22 protein-coding genes are annotated in these 20,287 nt (G+C 61.7%); 13 read left to right on the top strand and 9 right to left on the bottom strand.

The annotated features are described in order from the left end of the window. Positions 1–147: 147 nt before the first annotated feature. The 3 genes from E0L29_RS09585 to E0L29_RS09595 all read right to left on the bottom strand — a co-directional run bounded on the left by E0L29_RS09585 (position 148) and on the right by E0L29_RS09595 (position 2,693). Positions 148–1,113, bottom strand: coding sequence for a PhoH family protein (locus tag E0L29_RS09585; protein ID WP_131358220.1), 966 nt, complete (start codon positions 1,111–1,113; stop codon positions 148–150). Between the two features lie 11 nt (positions 1,114–1,124). Further along, on the bottom strand, positions 1,125–2,117 hold the full coding sequence (rfaD, locus tag E0L29_RS09590) for an ADP-glyceromanno-heptose 6-epimerase (RefSeq protein WP_131358222.1): 993 nt from the start codon (positions 2,115–2,117) through the stop codon (positions 1,125–1,127). Positions 2,118–2,270: 153 nt separating this feature from the next. Then, positions 2,271–2,693, bottom strand: a complete 423-nt coding sequence (locus tag E0L29_RS09595; RefSeq protein ID WP_131358224.1) for a sigma-70 region 4 domain-containing protein — start codon at positions 2,691–2,693, stop codon at positions 2,271–2,273. A gap of 162 nt (positions 2,694–2,855) precedes the next feature. On the opposite strand from E0L29_RS09595, the gene hisC reads away from it, so the two are divergent. The 3 genes from hisC to E0L29_RS09610 all read left to right on the top strand — a co-directional run bounded on the left by hisC (position 2,856) and on the right by E0L29_RS09610 (position 5,388). Then, a complete protein-coding gene (hisC, locus tag E0L29_RS09600; RefSeq protein WP_131358227.1) occupies positions 2,856–3,929 on the top strand; it encodes a histidinol-phosphate transaminase in 1,074 nt (357 codons plus the stop codon). Between the two features lie 4 nt (positions 3,930–3,933). Then, the gene (locus E0L29_RS09605; RefSeq protein WP_131358230.1) at positions 3,934–4,476 is read left to right on the top strand and encodes an RNA methyltransferase; all 543 of its coding nucleotides are present in this window, start codon (positions 3,934–3,936) and stop codon (positions 4,474–4,476) included. 66 nt (positions 4,477–4,542) lie between these two features. Then, positions 4,543–5,388: an alpha/beta hydrolase gene (locus E0L29_RS09610; protein WP_131358233.1), complete on the top strand. Its 846-nt coding sequence runs from the start codon at positions 4,543–4,545 to the stop codon at positions 5,386–5,388. Here E0L29_RS09610 and pth read toward each other — a convergent pair. After that, positions 5,385–5,957 carry an aminoacyl-tRNA hydrolase gene (pth, locus tag E0L29_RS09615; RefSeq protein WP_131358236.1) on the bottom strand — a complete coding sequence of 191 codons (573 nt, stop codon included), beginning with the start codon at positions 5,955–5,957 and terminating at the stop codon, positions 5,385–5,387. The genes E0L29_RS09610 and pth overlap by 4 nt on opposite strands. 82 nt (positions 5,958–6,039) lie before the next feature. Next, positions 6,040–8,127 (bottom strand): sodium-translocating pyrophosphatase, encoded by a 2,088-nt coding sequence (locus E0L29_RS09620; RefSeq protein ID WP_131358239.1) that lies wholly within the window; start codon positions 8,125–8,127, stop codon positions 6,040–6,042. A gap of 325 nt (positions 8,128–8,452) precedes the next feature. On the opposite strand from E0L29_RS09620, the gene umuD reads away from it, so the two are divergent. From umuD to E0L29_RS09635, 3 genes are read left to right on the top strand one after another with little or no spacing between them, the layout of a single operon-like run. Beyond that, positions 8,453–8,905: a translesion error-prone DNA polymerase V autoproteolytic subunit gene (gene umuD / locus E0L29_RS09625; RefSeq protein WP_131358242.1), complete on the top strand. Its 453-nt coding sequence runs from the start codon at positions 8,453–8,455 to the stop codon at positions 8,903–8,905. A 13-nt stretch (positions 8,906–8,918) separates the two neighbouring features. Further along, complete coding sequence (locus E0L29_RS09630; protein ID WP_131358245.1) at positions 8,919–10,208, top strand: Y-family DNA polymerase; 1,290 nt, start codon at positions 8,919–8,921, stop codon at positions 10,206–10,208. Continuing rightward, positions 10,205–11,020, top strand: a complete 816-nt coding sequence (locus tag E0L29_RS09635) for a DUF1848 domain-containing protein (RefSeq protein WP_131358250.1) — start codon at positions 10,205–10,207, stop codon at positions 11,018–11,020. Before E0L29_RS09630 ends, E0L29_RS09635 begins: the two co-directional genes overlap by 4 nt. 7 nt (positions 11,021–11,027) lie before the next feature. Here the strand turns inward: E0L29_RS09635 and E0L29_RS09640 are convergent, their stop codons facing one another. The 4 genes from E0L29_RS09640 to E0L29_RS09655 all read right to left on the bottom strand — a co-directional run bounded on the left by E0L29_RS09640 (position 11,028) and on the right by E0L29_RS09655 (position 15,063). Further along, the gene (locus tag E0L29_RS09640; RefSeq protein ID WP_131358253.1) at positions 11,028–11,474 is read right to left on the bottom strand and encodes an arsenate reductase ArsC; all 447 of its coding nucleotides are present in this window, start codon (positions 11,472–11,474) and stop codon (positions 11,028–11,030) included. A 175-nt stretch (positions 11,475–11,649) separates the two neighbouring features. Next, positions 11,650–12,255: a cytochrome b/b6 domain-containing protein gene (locus E0L29_RS09645; protein WP_131358256.1), complete on the bottom strand. Its 606-nt coding sequence runs from the start codon at positions 12,253–12,255 to the stop codon at positions 11,650–11,652. Continuing rightward, complete coding sequence (locus tag E0L29_RS09650) at positions 12,252–13,862, bottom strand: tetrathionate reductase family octaheme c-type cytochrome (protein ID WP_131358259.1); 1,611 nt, start codon at positions 13,860–13,862, stop codon at positions 12,252–12,254. Before E0L29_RS09650 ends, E0L29_RS09645 begins: the two co-directional genes overlap by 4 nt. Positions 13,863–14,028: 166 nt before the next feature. Continuing rightward, on the bottom strand, positions 14,029–15,063 hold the full coding sequence (locus E0L29_RS09655) for an endonuclease/exonuclease/phosphatase family protein (RefSeq protein WP_131358262.1): 1,035 nt from the start codon (positions 15,061–15,063) through the stop codon (positions 14,029–14,031). Positions 15,064–15,141: 78 nt separating this feature from the next. Here E0L29_RS09655 and E0L29_RS09660 point away from each other — a divergent pair, with 78 nt between their 5' ends. From E0L29_RS09660 to E0L29_RS09690, 7 genes are all read left to right on the top strand, one after another. After that, entirely contained in the window at positions 15,142–15,546 is a 405-nt protein-coding gene (locus E0L29_RS09660) for a RidA family protein (protein WP_131358265.1), read from the top strand. Between the two features lie 72 nt (positions 15,547–15,618). Further along, positions 15,619–16,323, top strand: a complete 705-nt coding sequence (purC, locus tag E0L29_RS09665; RefSeq protein WP_131358268.1) for a phosphoribosylaminoimidazolesuccinocarboxamide synthase — start codon at positions 15,619–15,621, stop codon at positions 16,321–16,323. After that, a complete protein-coding gene (locus E0L29_RS09670; RefSeq protein WP_131358270.1) occupies positions 16,320–16,964 on the top strand; it encodes a DedA family protein in 645 nt (214 codons plus the stop codon). The genes purC and E0L29_RS09670 overlap by 4 nt, the downstream gene beginning before the upstream one ends. A 102-nt stretch (positions 16,965–17,066) precedes the next feature. Next, complete coding sequence (locus tag E0L29_RS09675; protein WP_131358273.1) at positions 17,067–17,972, top strand: transketolase; 906 nt, start codon at positions 17,067–17,069, stop codon at positions 17,970–17,972. A 15-nt stretch (positions 17,973–17,987) separates the two neighbouring features. Then, complete coding sequence (gene rsmD / locus E0L29_RS09680) at positions 17,988–18,539, top strand: 16S rRNA (guanine(966)-N(2))-methyltransferase RsmD (RefSeq protein ID WP_131358276.1); 552 nt, start codon at positions 17,988–17,990, stop codon at positions 18,537–18,539. Then, positions 18,536–19,042 (top strand): pantetheine-phosphate adenylyltransferase, encoded by a 507-nt coding sequence (gene coaD, locus E0L29_RS09685; RefSeq protein ID WP_131358279.1) that lies wholly within the window; start codon positions 18,536–18,538, stop codon positions 19,040–19,042. The genes rsmD and coaD overlap by 4 nt, the downstream gene beginning before the upstream one ends. A 32-nt stretch (positions 19,043–19,074) precedes the next feature. Further along, a complete protein-coding gene (locus E0L29_RS09690; RefSeq protein ID WP_131358282.1) occupies positions 19,075–20,283 on the top strand; it encodes a pyridoxal phosphate-dependent aminotransferase in 1,209 nt (402 codons plus the stop codon). Positions 20,284–20,287 lie beyond the last annotated feature (4 nt).

Here is a 20,287-nt window from a genome sequence, read left to right on the forward strand (position 1 = left end):
CTTTGCCAACCGACTGATCATAACGTAACCCCCCGAACCTTAAACGGGGATGAAGCGCGGCTTAAAATTCGCTTAAAAATGAAGCACCCCCGGGTTTCGGGGGTGCAGGGCCATGTTCAGGGCTATGCTGGATATGCAGGGCGTGCGCTACTTCTGCTCGTGCTCTTCGTGCTGCTCGTAGGCGTTGACGATGTCGCGCACGAGCTTGTGGCGCACCACGTCGGACGTGTCGAGGTGGACGAAGCTGATGCCCTTGATCCCCTTGAGGATCTGCTGCGAGTTGCCGAGCCCGGACTCTATCTCGCGCGGAAGGTCGACCTGGGTGACGTCGCCGGTGATGATGGCCCTTGAGTTGACACCAAGCCGGGTGAGACACATTTTCATCTGCCTGGTCGATGCGTTCTGGGCTTCGTCGAGGATGATGAAGGCGTTGTTGAGGGTCCGGCCGCGCATGTAGGCGAGCGGGACGATTTCGATGATGCGGCGTTCGGTCAGGAGGCGGAGTTTCTCCGAGCTCAGCATGTCCTGCAGCGCGTCATAGAGCGGGCGCAGGTAGGGGTCGATTTTCTGGGCGAGATCGCCGGGCAGGAACCCGAGGCTCTCGCCGGCCTCGACGGCGGGGCGGGCGAGCACGATCCGCTTGACCGTCTTGGCCTTCCATGCGGCAACCGCTATGGCCACGGCCGTGTAGGTCTTTCCGGTTCCTGCAGGACCGATGGCGAAGACGATGTCGTTGTTCTTGGCTTCCGAGACCATCCGGCGCTGCCCGTTGGTCTTGGCCCGTACGGCATAGTCCTGGGTGGCGACGATGACGTCGTCGTCGGCTGCCGTCGCATCAGCACTCTTCTCGACGGGGGATGCGGTAAGGTTGATGAGGGTATGCAGGTCGGTTTCGAGGATCTCGCCGTGTCGGCGGGCGAGCTGCTTCATTTCGTCGAGGATGTGCTCGAGGCCGGCAACTTCCTCCCGGGACCCGTCGAGGGTGATCTTTGCCCCCCTGGAACTGATGCGCACGTCCGGAAAGGCTTCGCGGAGGATTTTAAGGAGCGCGTCGTGCGGGCCGAACAGGATGACCGGCTCGACTCCTTCGATCTCGATGTTCCTTGTCGTCACAGGCTTCGGGTTTAGGGGTTCTGGTGCATGTCCAGGAACGGGTTCTCCTGCATGAGATGTCGGCATACGTACTCCCTGACGCCCTCCTCAAGCGGGGTGAACGGCAGATCGTAGCCGGCGGCGCGAAGTGACTGCATCTCGGCCCGGGTATGGTACTGGTACTTGTCGCGCAGGGTTTCAGGCATCGGGATGTATTCGATCGAGGGCTGCAGGCCGAGGGCCGAGAACGTCGCTTCGGCAAGCTCGCGGAAGGTTCGTGCCGTTCCGGTTCCTGCGTTGAGGAGTCCTCTGGCCGAAGGGTTCTCGAGCAGCCACGCCATGATGCGCGTGCAGTCGCGCACGTAGATGAAGTCGCGCTCCTGCCCTCCGTCCTCGTATCCCTCGCGGTGCGAACGGAAGAGCTTCACATGTCCGCTTTCCCTGATCTGGTGGTAGGCCTTGTAGACCACGCTGGACATGTCCCCCTTGTGGTATTCGTTGGGGCCGTAGACGTTGAAGAACTTGAGTCCGACGGCGTGCTCCAGCACCCCGTTCCGGAACGCCCATCGGTCGAAGAGCTGTTTGGAGTAGCCGTACATGTTCAGCGGACGGAGCCTGTCGATTGGCTCGGTTCCGTCAGTGTATCCGTGTTCTCCTCCGCCGTAGGTCGCCGCGCTCGATGCATAGATCAGCCGCACCTCCTTCTGCATGCAGTAGGAGGCGATTTTCTTGGAGTATTCGTAGTTGTTCCGGAGCAGGTGGTCTGCATCCGTTTCCGTCGTGGAGCTGTTCGCCCCCATGTGGATGATCGCTTCGATCCCCGGGAGCGCATTGCGTTCGAGCAGGGCGGGGAAGTCGTCTTTCGCGATGAAGTCGACATATCGGAGTCCTGCGAGGTTGCGCCATTTCGGGGGAGTGGTCAGGCCGAGATCGTCGACGATGATGACCTGCTCATGGCCACTGCGGTTGAGTTCGTAGAGCATGGCGCTGCCGATGAATCCAGCGCCGCCGGTGATGATGATCATGCGGGAACGGTAAAAGGGTTGCGTGTGCCGTCCCCACCTGGGGTCCGGCGCATCCTGAAGCCAGAATCAATATAGCGCGGGAGGGGAGAAAAGAAAAGACCGCCCCGTATCGAAGGGCGGTCTTTGCATCGATGTTGCAATCGGGTCTCTACACTATGCCGAGGCCTTCATGATCATGTCGTTCACCAGGAGCTTGCGGCCGAGGTAGAGCCAGGTGCGAACGGTCTCGACGGGCTTTCCGACGATTTCGGCGATCTGGCGGTGCTTCAGGCCCGACACCTCGCTGAGCAGGACCGAGAGCTTGATGTCTGCGGCCCACTGGCGGAGCACCGCCATCAGCTTCTTTCCTCCGCTGCACTCGGTGCTGTCGATGCAGAACTCGGTATCCTGCCCGTAGCGGTCGATGTAGCACAGGCGGAAGGTTTTCAGGAGCGTCGATTCGTCCTGGGTGCGGTCGGTGTTGACGTAGGTCATGTTGACCAGTTCCGTTGTGGCTTTTTCGCTGCCCGTCATCCAGTAGGCGAGGCTGTAGATGTCGTCGAGCAGGTCTATAGGTGATTTCTTTATGCGCGTCATGGTTCCTCCTTCTCTGTGTTTAGATACAGGATTTAATTTGTCCTGTTTGTAAGGTACGAAGAAAAAGGATCATTGTCCAGTTTATTTTCGTGAATTCGGGGAAAAAGATATTTTTTAACGGAACGTTTCGACACTGAGCACGCAATTCCTCTCCCTATCTTCATGCACAACGACATACTGCGGCACCTCAACCCGGCTCTTTCCAGGATAAGCGCCTATGCGGTCGAGGGGGGCCAGGAGGCTCCGGTGAAGCTGAACCAGAACGAGAGCCCCTTCGACCTTCCGATGTGGCTCAAGGAGTCCATTGCCTCGGAGTTCGTCCGGGAGCCTTGGAACCGGTATCCCGACATCCTTCCGTACCGGGGGATCGAAGCCTATGCGGAGTTCCTCGGCGTGTCCTCCCGGAGGGTGATCATGGGCAACGGTTCGAACGAACTGCTCTACACCATATTCATGGCCGTGCTCGGCCCCGGCCGGAAGATCCTCATTCCCGAGCCCTCATTTTCGCTCTACGAGAAGATCGCCCTGCTCATGCAGGCCGAGATCGTCGGGGTTCCGATGCGCCGCAGCCTCGATTTCGACCCGGACGCCATCCTGGACCGGGCGAAGGCTCAGGATGTGGATCTTATCGTCCTCTCCACGCCGAACAACCCGACCGGCAAGTCGATCGCACCGGAGGATATCCGCCGCATCGCCCGGGAGAGCGGCGCCATCGTGCTTGTCGACGAGGCATATATAGAGTTTTCCCGCTTCGAGTCGGCCCTCCCGCTTGTCGACGAGCTGCCGAACGTGGTGATTCTTCGCACCATGTCGAAGGCGCTCGCGCTTGCCGGCATGCGCATCGGCTTCGCCATCGCCCAGGAGCCGCTCATGGCCGAGCTCGCCAAACCGAAGATTCCTTTCGCATCGAGCCGCCTTGCCGAAATCACCCTCCGCCAGGTCCTTGCGAATTATTCGATTGTTACGGATGCAGTGTCGTATATTCTGGATGAGCGGGAGCATCTCTATCAGGAGCTTGAGCTGATGGAGGGTGTCGAGCCGTTCCTCGGCGACACCAATTTTCTCATCATCCGCGTTGGGGATGCCGGGGCCGTTTTCCGGAGCCTCAGAAGCCGCGGGGTGCTCGTGCGCAATGTTTCGGGCTATCCCCTGATGGAGGGGTGCCTGCGCTGCAACGTGGGGCTCAAGGATGAGAACCGCTGCCTCATCGACGGGCTTCGCTCAATCCGCCCGTAGCCGCATGCCGGTCTTCAGGAAGCTCGAGGGTCGTGAAATGCGGCGGACTCCACCGGGAGCGTACGCATCCCGCGCGCCGCATTCCATCGTGCTTCTCCTGCACAACATCAGGAGCATGTGGAACGTCGGGTCGATGTTCAGGACCGCGGACTGCGCCGGCATCGAAAAGATCCTGCTTTCCGGCTATACGGCCACTCCGCCGCGCAAGGAGATATCCAAGACCGCGCTCGGGGCGGAAGAGAGCATGCCGTGGGAGTATCTCGAGGACCCGAAGAGTGCCCTCGTCGGTATGAAGGCAGACGGCAGGAGGGTGTACGGGCTTGAAATCACGGAGGGAAGCAGGCCCTATACCGAACTTTCTCTGGAGGATTTCCCGCTCTGCCTGGTGCTCGGCAACGAGGTGGGGGGGATTGATGACGGCCTTCTTGAGGTCTGCGACGGGGTGCTGGAGATTCCGCAGTACGGAACCAAGCATTCGCTCAACGTTTCCGTCGCGGCCGGAGTCGCACTGTTCGAGCTTGTCCGGGTTCTTCGGGGCTGCGGGTGATGTTTTCCCCTTTGCAGGGGTTGGTTATTAATAGAGGGGAATTGGCAATAAGAGAGGTGTTCTTCGATGCTGCATTACAAAACATATCAAGTAGTTGAGCCGGAGGCTCCGTGGGTCGTGTTCGTGCACGGCGCAGGCGGGAGCTCGTCCATCTGGTTTCTCCAGATCAAGGAGTTCATGCGCCATTTCAACGTGCTGCTCGTCGACCTCCGCGGCCACGGGCGCTCGAAGGCCGTGGCCGGCGTGAAGGATGACCTCCATTACAATTTCGAAGACATCACCCGGGACATCCTCGAGGTGCTCGACTCGCTCAAGATCGAGAAGGCCCACTTCATCGGCATCTCGCTCGGCACCATCCTGATCCGCAACCTCAGCGAACTGGCGCCGGAGCGCGTGATCTCAATGGTGATGGGAGGGGCGATCATCCGGCTGAACGTGCGAGCCAAGGTCCTTGTCGCACTCGGCAACGCCTTCAAGCGCTTCGTGCCTTACATGTGGCTCTACCGCTTCTTCGCCTGGATCATCATGCCGCGCGAGCGACACAAGAAATCCCGCCTGCTTTTTGTCAACGAAGCCAAGAAGGTCGCCCAGAAAGAGTTCATGCGCTGGTTCCGGCTCACCTACGAGCTTACTCCGCTCCTCCGCTATTTCGAGGAGAAGGACACCGCCATTCCTACGCTCTATCTGATGGGGGAGGAGGACCACATGTTCCTGCCCGCGGTCCGCTACATCATCACCCGGCACAGCAACTCCTTCCTCCAGGTGATCGGCAACTCCGGCCACGTCTGCAACGTCGACCAGCCGGCCGAGTTCAACCGCCGGGCCATCGGTTTCCTGCAGGATCTCTCTTCCGGGAGGGCGGACGCTTCTGCGGCGGCTCTCGGATCCTCCGCCTGCCTTGCCGCCTGCTAGAGGGTGGCTTTGTTGTAGTGGTTCATGGCATGCTCGATGCCGCTTTGGACGAAATCGAGCGCAGCGTCGCGTGCCGTCTCCAGTACCCTGTCCATCACTGTGCGCTCATCCGCACTGAACTTCCCCAGAACGAACGACGAAAACGACCCGGGCGGCATGTCCGTGGTGCGGATGCCGATGCGCAGCCGGGCGAACTCCTCGCTTCCGAGCGAGAGGATGATGTGCTTCAGGCCGTTCTGGCCTCCGGCGGAGCCTTTCGCCCTGAGGCGCATGGTGCCGGACGGGAGGTTCAGGTCGTCGCAGGCGACGAGGATGTCGCTTTTCAGCGCCTTGTGGAAGTTCATGGCGGCCACCACGGCATGGCCGGAGAGGTTCATGTAGGTGGTCGGCTTGATGAGCATCACGGGCTTGCCGCGGTGGTTGATGCGGGCGGCAAGGTACTTGCCCTTCCCCGATGTGAAATTCACCCCGTGCAGGGCGGCAAGCTGGTCGACCAGATCGAAGCCGATGTTGTGCCGGGTGTTCTGGTACCGGGATTCGGGGTTCCCGAGGCCGATGATGAGTTTCATTGCGCTCTTGTTGGCGGGGGGTGGAAACAGGGACGGCCTTCAATCGAAGGCCGTCCGAATGGTACGAAATGCTGCCGATTAATCAAAGCAGCGGGGCGATGACGAGCGCCACGACGGCGATGAGCTTCATGAGGATGTTGATGCTCGGACCGCTGGTGTCCTTGAGCGGGTCGCCGACGGTGTCGCCGACGACGGCGGCCTTGTGGGTGTCGGACCCCTTGCCGTAGACCACGCCGTCGAACTCGATGTTACCCTCGATGCGCTTTTTTGCGTTGTCCCAGGCGCCACCGGCGTTCGACTGGAAGATGGCCATCAGCACTCCCGACGAGGTGACTCCGGCAAGCAGGCCGCCGAGCATGTCTTTCGAGATGAAACCGACGACCACCGGAACGAGGACGCCCATGAGGCCCGGAAGGATCATTTCGCGGATGGCGGCTTTCGTGGAGATGTCGACGCAGTGTGCGAACTCCGCCGGGGCGGTGCCTTCGCGCAGTCCGGGGATTTCACGGAACTGGCGGCCCACCTCGTTGATCATGTCGCTGGCGGCGCGTCCGACGGCACCCATGGCCATGGCGCTGAAGACGAACGGGAGCATGGCTCCGATGAGCAGGCCCGCCATGATGATCGGCTGCGAGATATCGAGCGAGGTGACGTGTGCCTGCTGGCGGAAGGCCGCGAAGAGCGCCAGGGCGGTCAGGGCCGCGCTGCCGATCGCAAAGCCCTTGCCGATGGCGGCGGTGGTGTTGCCGACGGCGTCGAGTTTGTCGGTGCGCTCGCGCACCTCGGCCGGCAGTCCGGACATTTCGGCGATGCCGCCGGCGTTGTCGGAGATCGGGCCGTAGGCGTCGACGGCGAGCTGGATGCCGGTGACGGAGAGCATGCCGAGGGCTGCGATGGCGATGCCGTAGAGGCCGGAGAAGTGGTGGGAGGCCACGATGGCGGCGGAGAGGACGAGGACGGGAAGTCCGGTCGACATCATGCCGACGCCGAGTCCGGCGATGATGGTCGTAGCCGCACCGGTGATGCTCTGGCGGGCGATGCCCTCGACCGGAGCGTTGTCGGTCGAGCAGTAGTACTCGGTGATCATGCCGATGAGGACGCCTGAAGCAAGACCGATGATGACCGAGAAGAAGACGTTCGTCGAGCTGTAGGCGAAGCCGTCGTCACCGAGCCAGCTTTCGGGGAGGAAGTTGGTGATGAGGAAGTAGCTGATGACGGCCATGATGAGCGATGCGCCGAACTCTCCCATGTTCAGTCCCGTCTGCGGGTTGCCGCCCTCCTTGACCCTGACGAAGAACGAACCGAGAATCGAGACCAGGATGCCGACGGCTGCGATGACGAGCGGCAGCAAGACGCCGGCGATCGGGTTGACGCCCATGGCCTGGAATGCCGGCACGAAGGCCGCGCCGAGCACCATGGTTCCGACGATGGAACCGACATAGCTCTCGAAAAGGTCGGCGCCCATGCCGGCCACGTCGCCGACGTTGTCGCCGACGTTGTCTGCGATGGTTGCGGGGTTGCGCGGATCGTCTTCGGGGATGCCTTCATACACTTTTCCCGCAAGGTCGGCGCCGACGTCGGCCGCCTTCGTGTAGATGCCACCGCCGACGCGGGCGAAGAGTGCTATGGAAGAGGCTCCGAGCGAGAAGCCGGAGATCAGGTTGATGACCTCGCCGATCTGGTCGATGGAGGGGTAGAGGGTGGAGTATGCGATGAAGAGGCCGGAGAGGCCGATGATGCCGAGCCCGACGACGGAGAGGCCCATGACGAGGCCACCGGAGAAGGCGATGTTGAGGGCCTGGCCGAGGCCTGTTCTTGCGGCGTTGGTGGTGCGGACGTTGGCTTTGGTTGCCACTTTCATGCCGAAGAATCCGGCAAGGCCGCTGCAGAGGGCGCCGACGATGAAGCTCAGGGCGATGATCGGGGAGGTTCCTTCCCTACCGCTGTTGGCGAAGGCCAGGAGTACTGCGACCGATGCGACGAAGACGACGAGGACCTTGTACTCTCGCGTCAGGAACGCGATGGCTCCGTCGGCGATGTGGCCGGCGATGGTCGACATTTTTTCAGTGCCTTCCGGCTGCTTCGAGATCCAGGAGGCTTTGAAGAGGGCAAACAGCAAAGCAAGAACACCGGTGAGAGGAATTGCGTACAGCACAGTTGAATTGTCCATGGCTTTTGTGTGTTGGATGTTTTGATCGTGCAGAACAATAGTTCCGGGCTTCGATTGAAGCCGCTGTTGCAGAAGGCCAAAGAACGGGGCCGGCATGCCGGTCCATGGAGGATCTATGAGCTGTGTAAGTCATAGTAACTATGAAATTTACGATTTATGGCCCGGAGTGCAAACTCCCCGGCGGGCCTGCGCTCGTAATTCGGTGTGTCGTTGCCGTTAAATTCGCCGAAACGATGAATAAAAAGCGTACTATTGTCTTTTTTCTTCCCTCCTCATTCGTGCCCGCTTCTTGTTCCGGCGGGAATGTTTGCGTTATTTATCAATCATGCGACTGACCCCGATACACGATACCCCCTCCCTCGAGTTCTATGCTGCCGATCTTTCGACGCCGCTCGAGCTCCCGCTTGCCGCAACGGCCGTTTCCGCGGGCTTCCCCTCGCCGGCCGAAGACCATCTCGAACTCACCCTTGACCTGAACCGGGCCCTGGTCCGCCACCCCGATGCCACCTTCTACGCCAGGGTGAAGGGGAGCTCGATGATCGACGCCGGCATCTCGGAAGGCGACATTCTCGTCATCGACCGTTCGCTCGAGCCGAAGGACGGGGACATCGCGCTCTGCTTCCTCGACGGGGAGTTCACCGTCAAGCGCATCGCCCGCCGGGACGGGGCGCTCTTCCTCATGCCGGAAAACAGCGCATTCAGTCCCATCCGGATCTCCGAGGAGAGCGACTTCCAGGTGTGGGGCATCGTCACCTACGTCATCCACCGGTCCCGCTGAACGGGGAGGCCCCATGTTCGCCCTTGCCGACTGCAACAACTTCTACGTCTCCTGCGAGCGGGTCTTCAACCCCGCCCTCGCAGGGCGTCCCGTGGTGGTGCTTTCCAACAACGACGGCTGCGTCATCGCCCGCTCCGAAGAGTCCAAGGCGCTCGGCATCGCCATGGGGACGCCGCTTTTCCGTTGCCGGGAGGAGATCCGCCAGCACGGCGTGGCGGTCTTTTCTTCGAACTACGCGCTCTACGGCGACATGTCCTCCCGGGTGATGAACACCCTTTCCTCGATGGCTCCCGAGCTGGAGATCTACTCCATCGACGAGGCGTTTTTCGATTTCTCGGGTTTCCGCCGCATCGGCCTTCGGGAGCATGCGCTCCTGATGCGCAGGACGGTACTGCGCCATACCGGCATTCCCGTCAGCATCGGCATCGGCCGGACGAAGACCCTCGCCAAGATCGCCGCCACGGCGGCCAAGCGGGATCCGGAGAGCGGGGGGGTGGTTCTGCTCGAAACCGAGGCCGAGGAGGGTCGCCAGCTGCTCCGCCTTCCGGTGGAGAAGGTCTGGGGGATAGGGGGACCCTCCGCCATGAAGCTCGCTTCGGCCGGGATCCGTACCGCGGCCGACCTCGCCGATGCCCCGTCCTCCTCGGTGCGCCGCCTCCTGCACGTCACCGGGGCCAGGGTGCAGGCGGAGCTGCGGGGGCGCTCGTGTCTTCCGCTCGAGCTCGTCCGGCCGATGAAACAGAGCATCTGCACCTCCCGATCCTTCGGCTGCGGCGTCACGGAGCTCGAAGCGCTGCGTACGGCGGTCGCCACCTTCGCCTCCCGCGCCGCCCTGAAGCTTCGCCGGGAGGGCGCCACCGCTTCCCTCCTCACCGTGTTCCTCTCCACCGGCGCGTTCGCCCAGGAGGATCTGCGACGCTCGGCTTCCCGCACCGCAGCCATCCCCGAGCCGCTGGACGACGCCATGAGCCTCGCCGCCCTGGCTTCCCGCCTGCTCGATACCCTGTACGAACCGGGCCATCCCTACCGGAAGGCCGGGGTGCTGCTCGGTGGCCTCGCCCCGAAAAACCCTCCCGGGGAAACGCTGGAGCTGTTCACGGGGGAGGGCGGAGAGCGGCGGGAGGCCGTCATGCAGGTCATGGAGGGGGTCAACCGCCGCTACGGCAGCGGAAGCCTCCGGCTTGCCTCGGAGGATTCGCGCTCGTGGGCGCCGCTCTCCCGCCACGTCTCCTCCCGCTACACCACCTCCTGGGACGAGCTTCTCCAGGTCCCCTCCACCCCGATGCTTCCCGGACGCCGGTGATCATCAGCGCGAGCCGCCGGACCGACATTCCGGCATTCCACGCAGGCTGGTTCATGGAGCGGCTGCGATCGGGCGAGGTGATGGTGGCGAACCCCATGCGCAGGGACCAGGTGAGCCGCATCGACCTCTCCCGGGAGGCCGTCGACGGGTTCGTCTTCTGGACGAAGGACCCCGGGCCGTTCATGGAGCACCTCGACGAGATCGAGGGACTGGGCTACCCCTTTTACTTTCTCTTCACCCTGACGCCGTACGGCCCGGACATCGAGCCCGGCGTGCCGCCGAAAGCCCTCATCCTCGAGCGTTTCCACGAGCTCTCGCAGCGCCTGGGCCCGGAGCGGGTGGTATGGCGTTACGATCCCGTGATCCTCACGGAGCGGATGGACTCTGCATGGCACCTCGAGGCGTTCGAAGGACTTGCCCGAGAGCTGCGGGGCCGCACGTGCCGTTCGGTCCTGAGCTTCGTCGACGACTACCGCAAGATCCGACGCCGGATGCAGGCGATCGGCGCCCTGGAACCGGATGCGGGGCAGATGGCAGCCGTCGCCGGAGGGTGCGCCCGTATCGCTTCGGAGTGCGGAATGGAGCTTTCTGCCTGCAGCGAGTCGCTCGACTTCAACGCGCTCGGCGTCCGGCCGGGCCGCTGCGTCGATCGCGAACTTTTGCGCCGGATCGCCGGGCTTGCGGAAGAAGGGATGAGGGGAGGGAGAAAAAAAGATCCCGGCCAGCGACCCCGTTGCGGGTGTGCGCCGAGCCGGGACATCGGAACCTACGGAACCTGCTCCCACCGCTGCATCTACTGCTACGCCTCCTGATAGGGGGTTATCGGGCGGTTCTGTCGAGCCAGGCTTCGATCTTTTTTTCGAGTTCGTTGCGTGCGCTCCTGAATGCATCGAGCTTCTCTTCGTCGCTGCCTGAGGCTTCGGCCGGATCGTCGATAGGCCAGTAGAGGCGGTTGCTCTCGTTTGCGAGGCCGGGCCAGATCCTCGGACAGGTGTCGTTGGCCTTGCTGCAGACGATGATGAGGTAGTGGATGAAGGTTTTGCCGAGGTAGCGGGTGAGGTCTTTGGGCGACTGGGCCGAGATGTCGATGCCGATCTCCTTCATGACGGCCACCGCCATCGGATGTATTTCGGGGGCGGGTTCAGTGCCTGCGCTCATCACCTCGAAACGTTCTCCGGCCATATGGCGCAGGAACCCTTCGGCCATCTGGCTGCGCGCCGAGTTGCCCGAGCAGAGCACAAGGATCTTCTGTTTGTCTGTTTCCATTGATGTGTGTCGTGTTATGGCTGTTGTCAGCGATGGTCTCTTCACTCAAAATGGAATATAGGGAAGGTCAGGTCGGGGAGTGCGGGAGTTTGCGGTGTTGTAACAGGAGGGGGTCGGAAGATGAGGGAGGCCTGCCGGCATTGCGGATCCGGCAGGCCTTCCTGTTGTGCGTGGTTCAGTCCTCCACCTCTTCCCAGCCGGTGATCATGGCCTTGATGTTGGAGGTCACGGTGTGGCCGGTGGTGGTCATGTAGACGTGCATGACGACGAAGCCGACGAGCATGTAGGCCAGGAGCGTGTGGATATGGGCCACCGGCTCGAGCCAGTCCGGATCCATGCCGAGGGCCACCAGCTCGTTGAAGTAGTAGTAGATGAAGCCGAAGACGACCTGCAGCGGCAGGCCGACGAGCGTGAGCATCAGGTAGGTGATGCGCTGCAGGGGGTTGAGCCGCGAGATTTCGTTCTTCTTGAACGGGTGCGGTTCGTTGCGGAAGATCCCGATCACGTAGTAGCGCGCCTGCATCATGATCTTTTCGACCAGGTTGCCCTCCGTCAGGTACTGGCGGAAGTCGCCGGTGGTGATGTACCAGAAGAAGGCCATCACGATGAAGCTGAGCAGCGCCACGGCCAGGTAGTTGTGTACATTGAAGGCCGCTTCGTAGCCCATCACCCTGAAGAGGCCGTGGACCTCCATGCCGGTGAAGAGGAGGCCGAAGATGATGAATGCCTGCATCCAGTGCCAGAAGCGCTGGAAGCGTGCGTAGAGATATATTTTTCTCATGCTTCTCCCTCCCGTTCCTTGTGTTTTTTAGTGGTGTAGTAGCGCACGACGCTGTGGATCAGGACGCCGACGATGGATCCGACGCTGACGAGCAGCCCGATGATCTCGATGAGCGGGTTGACGTCGCGGCCGGGAAGGTAGAACCCGCCGAGCTGCTCAAGCCGACCCTTGCGGGCATGGCACTCCACGCAGCCGAGCGCATCCTCCTTGGGGGCGACCATGTGCGATATCGGCCAGTACATCTCCGTTTCGACGAAATCGTATCTGCCGCTGTAGCGGAGCCCGGCGTTCTGCATGCCGGTCCTGATCGAACGGTCCCAGTCGAAGTCGGACCAGTATGCCCCTGAGCCCTTCGGACCGTAGAGTTTCGGCTTGACGAAATGCTTCAGTACCGGATCGAAAGGCTGTTTGCCGCGGTGCACCTTGAAGGGCCAGATCCTCGACTTCCCGTCTCCGGCATGGCCGTCGGGGTGGTTGACCCGGACGACGCCGGTGTCGGCAATGGTGGTGAGGAAGGTCACGTAGTTCATTTCCCCGTTGAACCAGCGGTACTCCGGTTCGGTATCCCTGGCCCAGCGGAACTCGCCCTTCTTGGTGATGTAGGTGGGCATGCCCATGGAGTCCTTCCTGACGATCATCCTGCCCTGTTCGTCGAACTTGCCGGCTTTCGACCAGTCCCACCACATCTTCGTCGGGCGCTCCTTGGCTATTCTCGGGATATGGCAGGTCTGGCAGGCCACCTTGTCGATGTGGTCGTTGAGTTTCTTGTTGTGCTTGTGGGGCGCGTTGCTGTGGCACGATGCGCACGAGGTCGGGAAATCGTCCGGCAGCGGGTGGTCGCAGCCGTGCTCATCCCTGGCCAGCGGCGTGTAGCGGCTGCCGGGGATCTGGTGCCCCTGGCCTTCGTGGCAGTCCACGCAGGTCATGTTCAGCTCGTCCTTGCCCGAGGCCATGTGCACGTCGAGCGAGTGCGAGGGTTCGATGAGCGACCCGTCGAGGTCTCCGTGCTTGACCGCGTCGGCTCCGCCACCTTCGAAATGGCAGACGCCGCAGTTGTGCCGGTCGGGGTTCTGGACGTGGCGGGCGACGTAGGAGAGATCCACCTTCTTGTAGGATTTCTTCTCCTGCACCGTCGGCCTGTAGGCCGGGTGGCCGGCTCCCGCCGGAAGCTTCCTGTAGGTGCCGGTGCCGTCGTGGCAGACGAGGCAGTCGACATTCTCCTCGCTCTTGAAGTCGAAGTGCCTGTCCTTCCACCCGTAGCCGATATGGCAGGATGTGCAGCGCGCTTCGTTGCCCTCGACCGAGATGCAGAAGTTGTTGACCACGTTTTTCTTGCCGAGCAGCTTGCCGTCCTTCATCGGGACCTCCCAGGTCCAGTGCTTGGTGCGGTGGATCTGCCTGGCGGCTTCGGTATGGCACTCGAGGCAGGCTTTCGTGACCTCAGGCCCGCTTTTGAACTCCCGCTGCAGCTGGCGGAACTTGCTGTGGTCGGCCGTCGAGGAGAGGAGGGAGTCCTTCGGGATGTGGTAGACCGCTGCCGAAAGCGGCCGGAAGGCAAACAGAACGAGCATAACCGGAAGGATCCGGCCCGTCAGCACTTTCATCATGGGTGGCTGTGTTTACGGTTGCTGAAGGCGAGGCAAGAAATACGGTAATGATTAATGTACGGATAAGTTTTTGAAAAATAATGGGATAACGATTGTTAACGAGGGTGTGCCCGGTGTATTCGGCGGCTTTTTCCCGATGCAGAGGCGCGCCGTAACGCCGGTGTCCTTATCGGGTCTCGAGGCGGAGCAGGAGGGGGAGGTGGTCGGAGTAGCCTCCGCTGTAGGTGCTGCCTTCATAGGTCCTCCAGGGGCGTTTCCCGGATTTGGTGAACATGGGGCGGAAGGCGAAGCAGCTGAACGCCCGGGGCTCTATGAGCCGGAGGCCGTCGCTCTCCAGCAGGCCCCGGGAGACGAGGATCTGGTCGATGCGGCTCCACCGGCCCCTGTAGGCATAGCTTCCCGGCCAAAGGGACTCGTCCCAGCAGTTGTAGAGGATCCCGTCCCGGCTTTCAAGGGCCCTCTTGCGATTGAGGGTGGAGCGCAGGACGGTCCTGACCGACGGGTCTTCGGGGCCGTCGTTGAAGTCACCCATGACGATGATGTCGGTTCCCGGGTCGATTTGGAGCAGGCTGTCGACGGCGGCCCGTGCGACCCGCGCGGCGGCAATGCGTTTCTTCTCGGTCCAGGAGGCGTCGAAGGCGCGTGAGGGCCAGTGGTTGAGGATGAGGGTGAAGGGGTGGCCGCCGGCGGAGAAGGAGGCCACCAGGATGTCGCGCGTCGGTCGTCCTTCGAGCTTCACCCGATAGGGCTTCATCGTGAGGGGGACGATGGTGCGCGGATCGTAGGCGAGCGCGATGTCGATGCCGCGCATGTCGGGGGAGTCGTGGTAGAGGGCGTGGTACCTGCCGCCCGTTATCTTGTTCAGGGACGCTTCGAATACCCGTCGGTTCTCGACCTCTGCGAAGGCCAGGATGTCGGGCAGGGCGCCGTAGTCAGGATGGGCCTTTACGGCCTTCATCACGTAGGCGATGCGCGTCTGCTTGAGCAGGAGCTTTTTCGGCGTCCAGTGCAGCCGCCCCCCGGGAGTGAAATCCTCGTCGGATACCGTCGGGTCGTCGATCGTGTCGAAGAGGTTCTCGACGTTCCACCACAGCATCGTTATGGCGTTCCGGTCGGCTTCTACGGTCTTATTGCCGTCTTCTGCCAGCGACATCGCCGGAAGCAGGAGCAAAAAGGCGGCGAGGATTTTTTTCGTTATCATAATCAGTATGCTTTATGTAACTTAATCGGGATTTTTCCACTTTCAATTTTTATTTCATTCACTGCAGGGGAACTCGGTATGGAGCGCAAGCAAGATGTCAAGGATCGCGCCAAGGACATTCTTGAAGAGACTCTCGACAAGGAGGCGGTCATTGTCCTGACAAGGATTTCCGAAGAGATGCAGCTGGTGTTCGAGGCGCATCCGGAGCCTTCGAGGACGGACGTCGAACGCATCGTCACGGCGTTCTTCCTTGAGAAGGGCAAGTCGGAAGGCTTCATCGAGGACTGGATCCAGACTGCCGCCGAACACAGCCGCTCCCGCGGCCTGCAGGAAAAGGACCAGCCGAAGGCCATGCTCTCCGACCTCGGCGTGTTCCGCTTCATGAGTTTCCTCAAGGACCGCGGCCTTACCGACGACCAGATCACCATCGTGCTTACCGGCGCTGTCCAGCAGGCGGCCACGGACCAGGTCGACGGCCGCTGAGATCATCCCGCGCCCTGATAGTACGTTTCATTCCCGTTCCGTTTCAACCGCTTACAACTCCATCACTGCATCATGAACAAGACGACGCTGCTGCACGAAGGCAAGGCCAAGAAGGTCTTTATGACTGAAGATCCCGATCTCGTCATCCAGGAGTTCAAGGACGACGCCACCGCGTTCAACAACAAGAAAAAGGGCACCATAGCCGACAAGGGCGTTGTGAACAACGCCATCTCCTGCCGGCTCTTCACCATGCTCGAGGCCGAGGGCATCAGGACGCACCTCGTCGAGAAGCTCTCCGAGCGCGACATGCTCTGCCGCCGTCTCGACATCATCAAGGCCGAGGTGGTGACGCGCAACGTCGCGGCCGGTTCGCTGGTCCGCCGCTACGGCTTCGAGGAGGGCACCGTGCTCGAGGATCCGATCGTAGAATTCTATCTCAAGGACGACGACCTCGACGATCCTCTGATGATCGAGGCCCATGCCGTTGCCCTCGGCGTGGCCAGTCTCGACGAGCTGGCCGTGCTCAAGCGCCGCGCTCTGGAGATCAACGCCGTCCTGAAGCAGTTCTTCGCCGACCGCAAGCTCCGCCTCGTCGACTTCAAGCTGGAGTTCGGCCGGCACCACGGCGAAATCCTCCTCGGCGACGAAATCAGTCCCGACACCTGCCGGTTCTGGGACCTTGAGACCAACGAGAAGATGGACAAGGACCGTTTCCGCTTCGATCTCGGCGGGGTCGAGGACGCATACAGCGAAGTGCAGAAGCGGGTGCTTTCATGATGGAAACGGCTATACAGTGGCTGCAGCAGGCCGATCCTGCTGCAGTCTACCTGCTGCTTTTCATCGTCGCATTCCTCGAGAACGTCATTCCCCCCATTCCGGGCGACGTGCCGGTGGCCTTCGCCGGCTACCTGGTTTCGTTCGGGACCCTTTCCATCGGCCTCTCCCTGCTTTCGGCCACCCTCGGCTCCACGGCCGGATTCATGCTGCTGTTCCTTCTCAGCCGCTCGCTCGGCGTCAGGCTCTATGCCGACGATGCCGGTCCGGTAAAGCACTGGCTCTCCCGCAGCCTCCACCGGCTCTTTCCTCCCGCAGACATGGTGGTCCTGCGCCGCAGGTTCGCGGCGCACGGATACCTTGCAGTGCTCGTCAACCGTTTCCTTTTCGGTTCCAGGGCGGTCATCTCCATCATGGCGGGCCTCATGCACCTGAAACTTCCGCGCGTGCTCCTCGCATCATTTCTCTCCGCGCTCTTCTGGAACCTCCTGCTGCTTTACGGCGGATATTTCCTCGGCAGCCGCTGGGAAGAGGCCAGCAGGTACCTTGCGCTCTACAGCGTGCCGGTCACCATCATCTTCGTCCTGCTCCTTTTCTTTGCCTACCGGCGATTCCGCCGTGAGAGAAAGGGTGCTGAGAAGTGAGTTTTTTTTGTTATTTCTGCCCATCACTTTAACTTTGTGCTTACGGGCAAGAACCACGGGTCTTTCCCTTTTTTTCCATACACGAATGCAGTACTACTCCCCATGGCAACTTTAAAGCGCTATCCTGCAGAAAAAAAAGGCGAGCTGCTCGAGCTGGCCTCGATCGAGGACCTCAGGGCAATGGCCCGCCAGGTCCGCCGCGACATCGTCCGCATGCTCTCCATGGCTAATTCCGGCCATACCGGAGGCTCTCTCGGCATGGCCGACATCTTTACGGCTCTCTATTTCAGGATCCTCCGCCACCGACCCCACGAGTTCTGGCAGCACCACGACCAGGATCTCCTGTTCCTCTCCAACGGCCATATCGCCCCGGTCTGGTACAGCGTCCTTGCCCGTTCGGGCTATTTCTCCATCGATGAGCTCGGCTCCCTGCGCCAGATCGACTCCTACCTGCAGGGCCATCCGACATGCGAAGCAGGACTTCCCGGGATCCGCATCGCCTCCGGCTCCCTCGGCCAGGGTCTCTCCGTCGCCGTCGGCGCGGCGCTCGGCCAGCGCATGAACAAGCGTGAAGGGCACGTGTTCTGCCTCATGGGTGACGGCGAGTGCCAGGAGGGCCAGATCTGGGAGGCCGCCATGAGCGCCGCCCACTACGGGCTCGGGAACCTCATCGGCATCGTCGATTACAACAACCAGCAGATCGACGGCGAGGTGCAGAACGTCATGGGCATCGAGCCCTTCGCCGACAAGTGGCGCGCCTTCGGCTGGGACGTCCACCACTGCGACGGCAACGATATCGAGGATTTCGCCTCGACGGTCGAGAAGATCCGGGCCTCCGGCGCAGCCAGGCCTTCAGTCATCCTTGCCGTGACCGTCATGGGCAAGGGCGTTCCCTTCTTCGAGGGGACCATGGAGGACAACACCAACTGGCACGGCAAGCCGCCTTCGAAGGACGATGCCCTGAGAGCTCTTGAAATCCTCGGCGAGACACGCTTCGGCGACTTCTAGGAGGGATCCTCTCCAGTGCAGATCATCGCGGGAACGTATCGGGGACGGAAGATCAAGACGACGCCCATCAGGGACGTGCGTCCCTGCAGCAGCAGGGTGAAGAAGTCGATCTTCGACACCCTCCATGCCAGGATGGATTTTGAGGGTATCGACGTCCTCGATCTTTTCGCGGGGTTCGGTTCCCTGGGCTTCGAGGCCCTGAGCCGTGGCGCCCGGAGCGTGACCTTCGTCGACCGCCTCCGCGACTCAGTCCGTTCACTCGAAAGTACCGCCCGCCAGCTTGGCGTAGCCGACGCGGCGCGCATCGTCTGCGAAGAGGTGCCGGCCTTCATCGGGCGGGGGAGCGGGCCATACGATCTGGTATTCTGCGATCCTCCCTATGCCTGGCCGGACTACGGGCCGCTGATCCTGGGCGTTATGGAGGGCGGGCTTCTCGAGGAGGACGGATGGCTGCTCATCGAGCATGACGCGCACCACGACTTTTCCGACCGGCCTTTCTACTCGTTCCACCGTGACTACGGGATGACGAGGATCACTTTTTTCCAGCACCGACCGAGCCGCCCATGAAGAAGAAAGCCATCTATCCGGGAACGTTCGATCCGTTCACCAACGGCCACCTCGACGTGCTTGAGCGTGCGCTCACGATTTTCGAGGAGGTGACGGTGCTGATTGCCGAAAACAGCTCCAAGAGCACCCTGTTCACGGTCGAGGAGCGCATGGGGGCGATAGGCTCCATCACCTCCTCACTCGAGGGCGTCCGGGTCGAGGTGCTCCATGACGGCCTGCTTGCCGAATACGCCCGCGACATGGGCGCCAAAGCCATCATCCGCGGGGTCCGCCAGGTCAAGGATTTCGAATACGAGTTCCAGCTCTCGCTCCTCAACCGTCATCTCAACCCCGACGTCACGACCGTCTTTCTGATGCCGAACGTCAAGTACACCTACGTCGCCTCCTCCATCATCAAGGAGGTCGCCATGCTCGGCGGCGACGTCAGCAAGTTCGTCCATCCCGACGTGCTCCGGATGCTGCATCGCAAACGGGAAGAACTGAAGAGAAGCCCGACACCATAACCGAACAATCATAACCGAACAAGACAGAAACCATGCCGACCAATACTTCCCCTGCTGAAAAATACCTGACCCGGAGGGTCAGAAGCATGCAGGAATCGCAGACCATGAGGATCAGCGCCCTAGCCAACACCATGAAGGCCGAGGGCAAGGATATCGTCAGCCTCTCTGCCGGAGAGCCGGACTTCCCGACCCCGGACCATGTGAGCGAGGCCGGCATCGAAGCCATCAGGAGCGGATTCACCCGCTATACGGCCAACTCCGGCATTCCCGAGCTGAAGAAGGCCATCGTCGAGAAGCTCTTCCGCGACAACCAGCTCGAGTTCGAGCCGAACCAGGTGATCGTCAGCAACGGCGGCAAGCAGACGCTGGCCAACACCTTCCTCGCCCTCTGCGAGGAAGGCCACGAGGTCCTCATTCCCGCTCCGTTCTGGGTGAGCTTCCCCGAGATGGTCCGTCTTTCGGGCGCCACGCCGGTCATCGTTCCGACCGCTATCGAGAACGGGTACAAAATGACGCCCCGGGATCTCGAGGCGGCCATCACCCCCTCGACCCGCATGCTCGTCCTCAACTCGCCCTCGAACCCGTCCGGCGCGGTCTACAGCGAGGCCGAAGTGCGCGCGCTGATGGAGGTGCTCAAAGGGCGCGAGATCTTCGTCCTCTCCGACGAGATGTACGACATGATCGTCTACGGCGGCGTGCGTGCGTTCTCGCCGGCACGCATACCGGAAATGAAGGAGTGGGTGATCGTCAGCAACGGCGTCTCGAAGACCTATTCGATGACCGGCTGGCGCATCGGCTACCTTGCCGGCCCCAAATGGATCATCGACGCCTGCGACAAGATCCAGTCGCAGACCACCTCGAACCCGAACGCCATCGCACAGAAGGCGGCCGTAGCAGCCCTCACCGGCGACCAGCAGGTCGTCGAAGAGCGCCGGCTCGAGTTCGAAAAGCGTCGCGACTTCATGTACCGCGCCCTGAACGAGATCCCCGGTGTCGAGGCGACCCTTCCCGAGGGCGCTTTCTACATTTTCCCCTCCATCAGGGGCATCCTCGGCAGGAGCTTCGGCGGCAAGGTTATGAAGGACTCCGCCGACGTGGCCGAGTACCTCCTCAAGGAGCACTATGTCGCAACGGTACCCGGTGATGCGTTCGGCGCCCCCGAAAACCTCCGCCTCTCCTACGCGGCCTCCATTGCTTCGCTCGAGGAGGCGGTCAGCCGCATGAAGCGGGCGTTCAGCTGAAGCG

Source organism: Chlorobium sp. N1, assembly GCF_004332115.1.
Classification (GTDB): Bacteria; Bacteroidota; Chlorobiia; order Chlorobiales; family Chlorobiaceae; genus Chlorobium.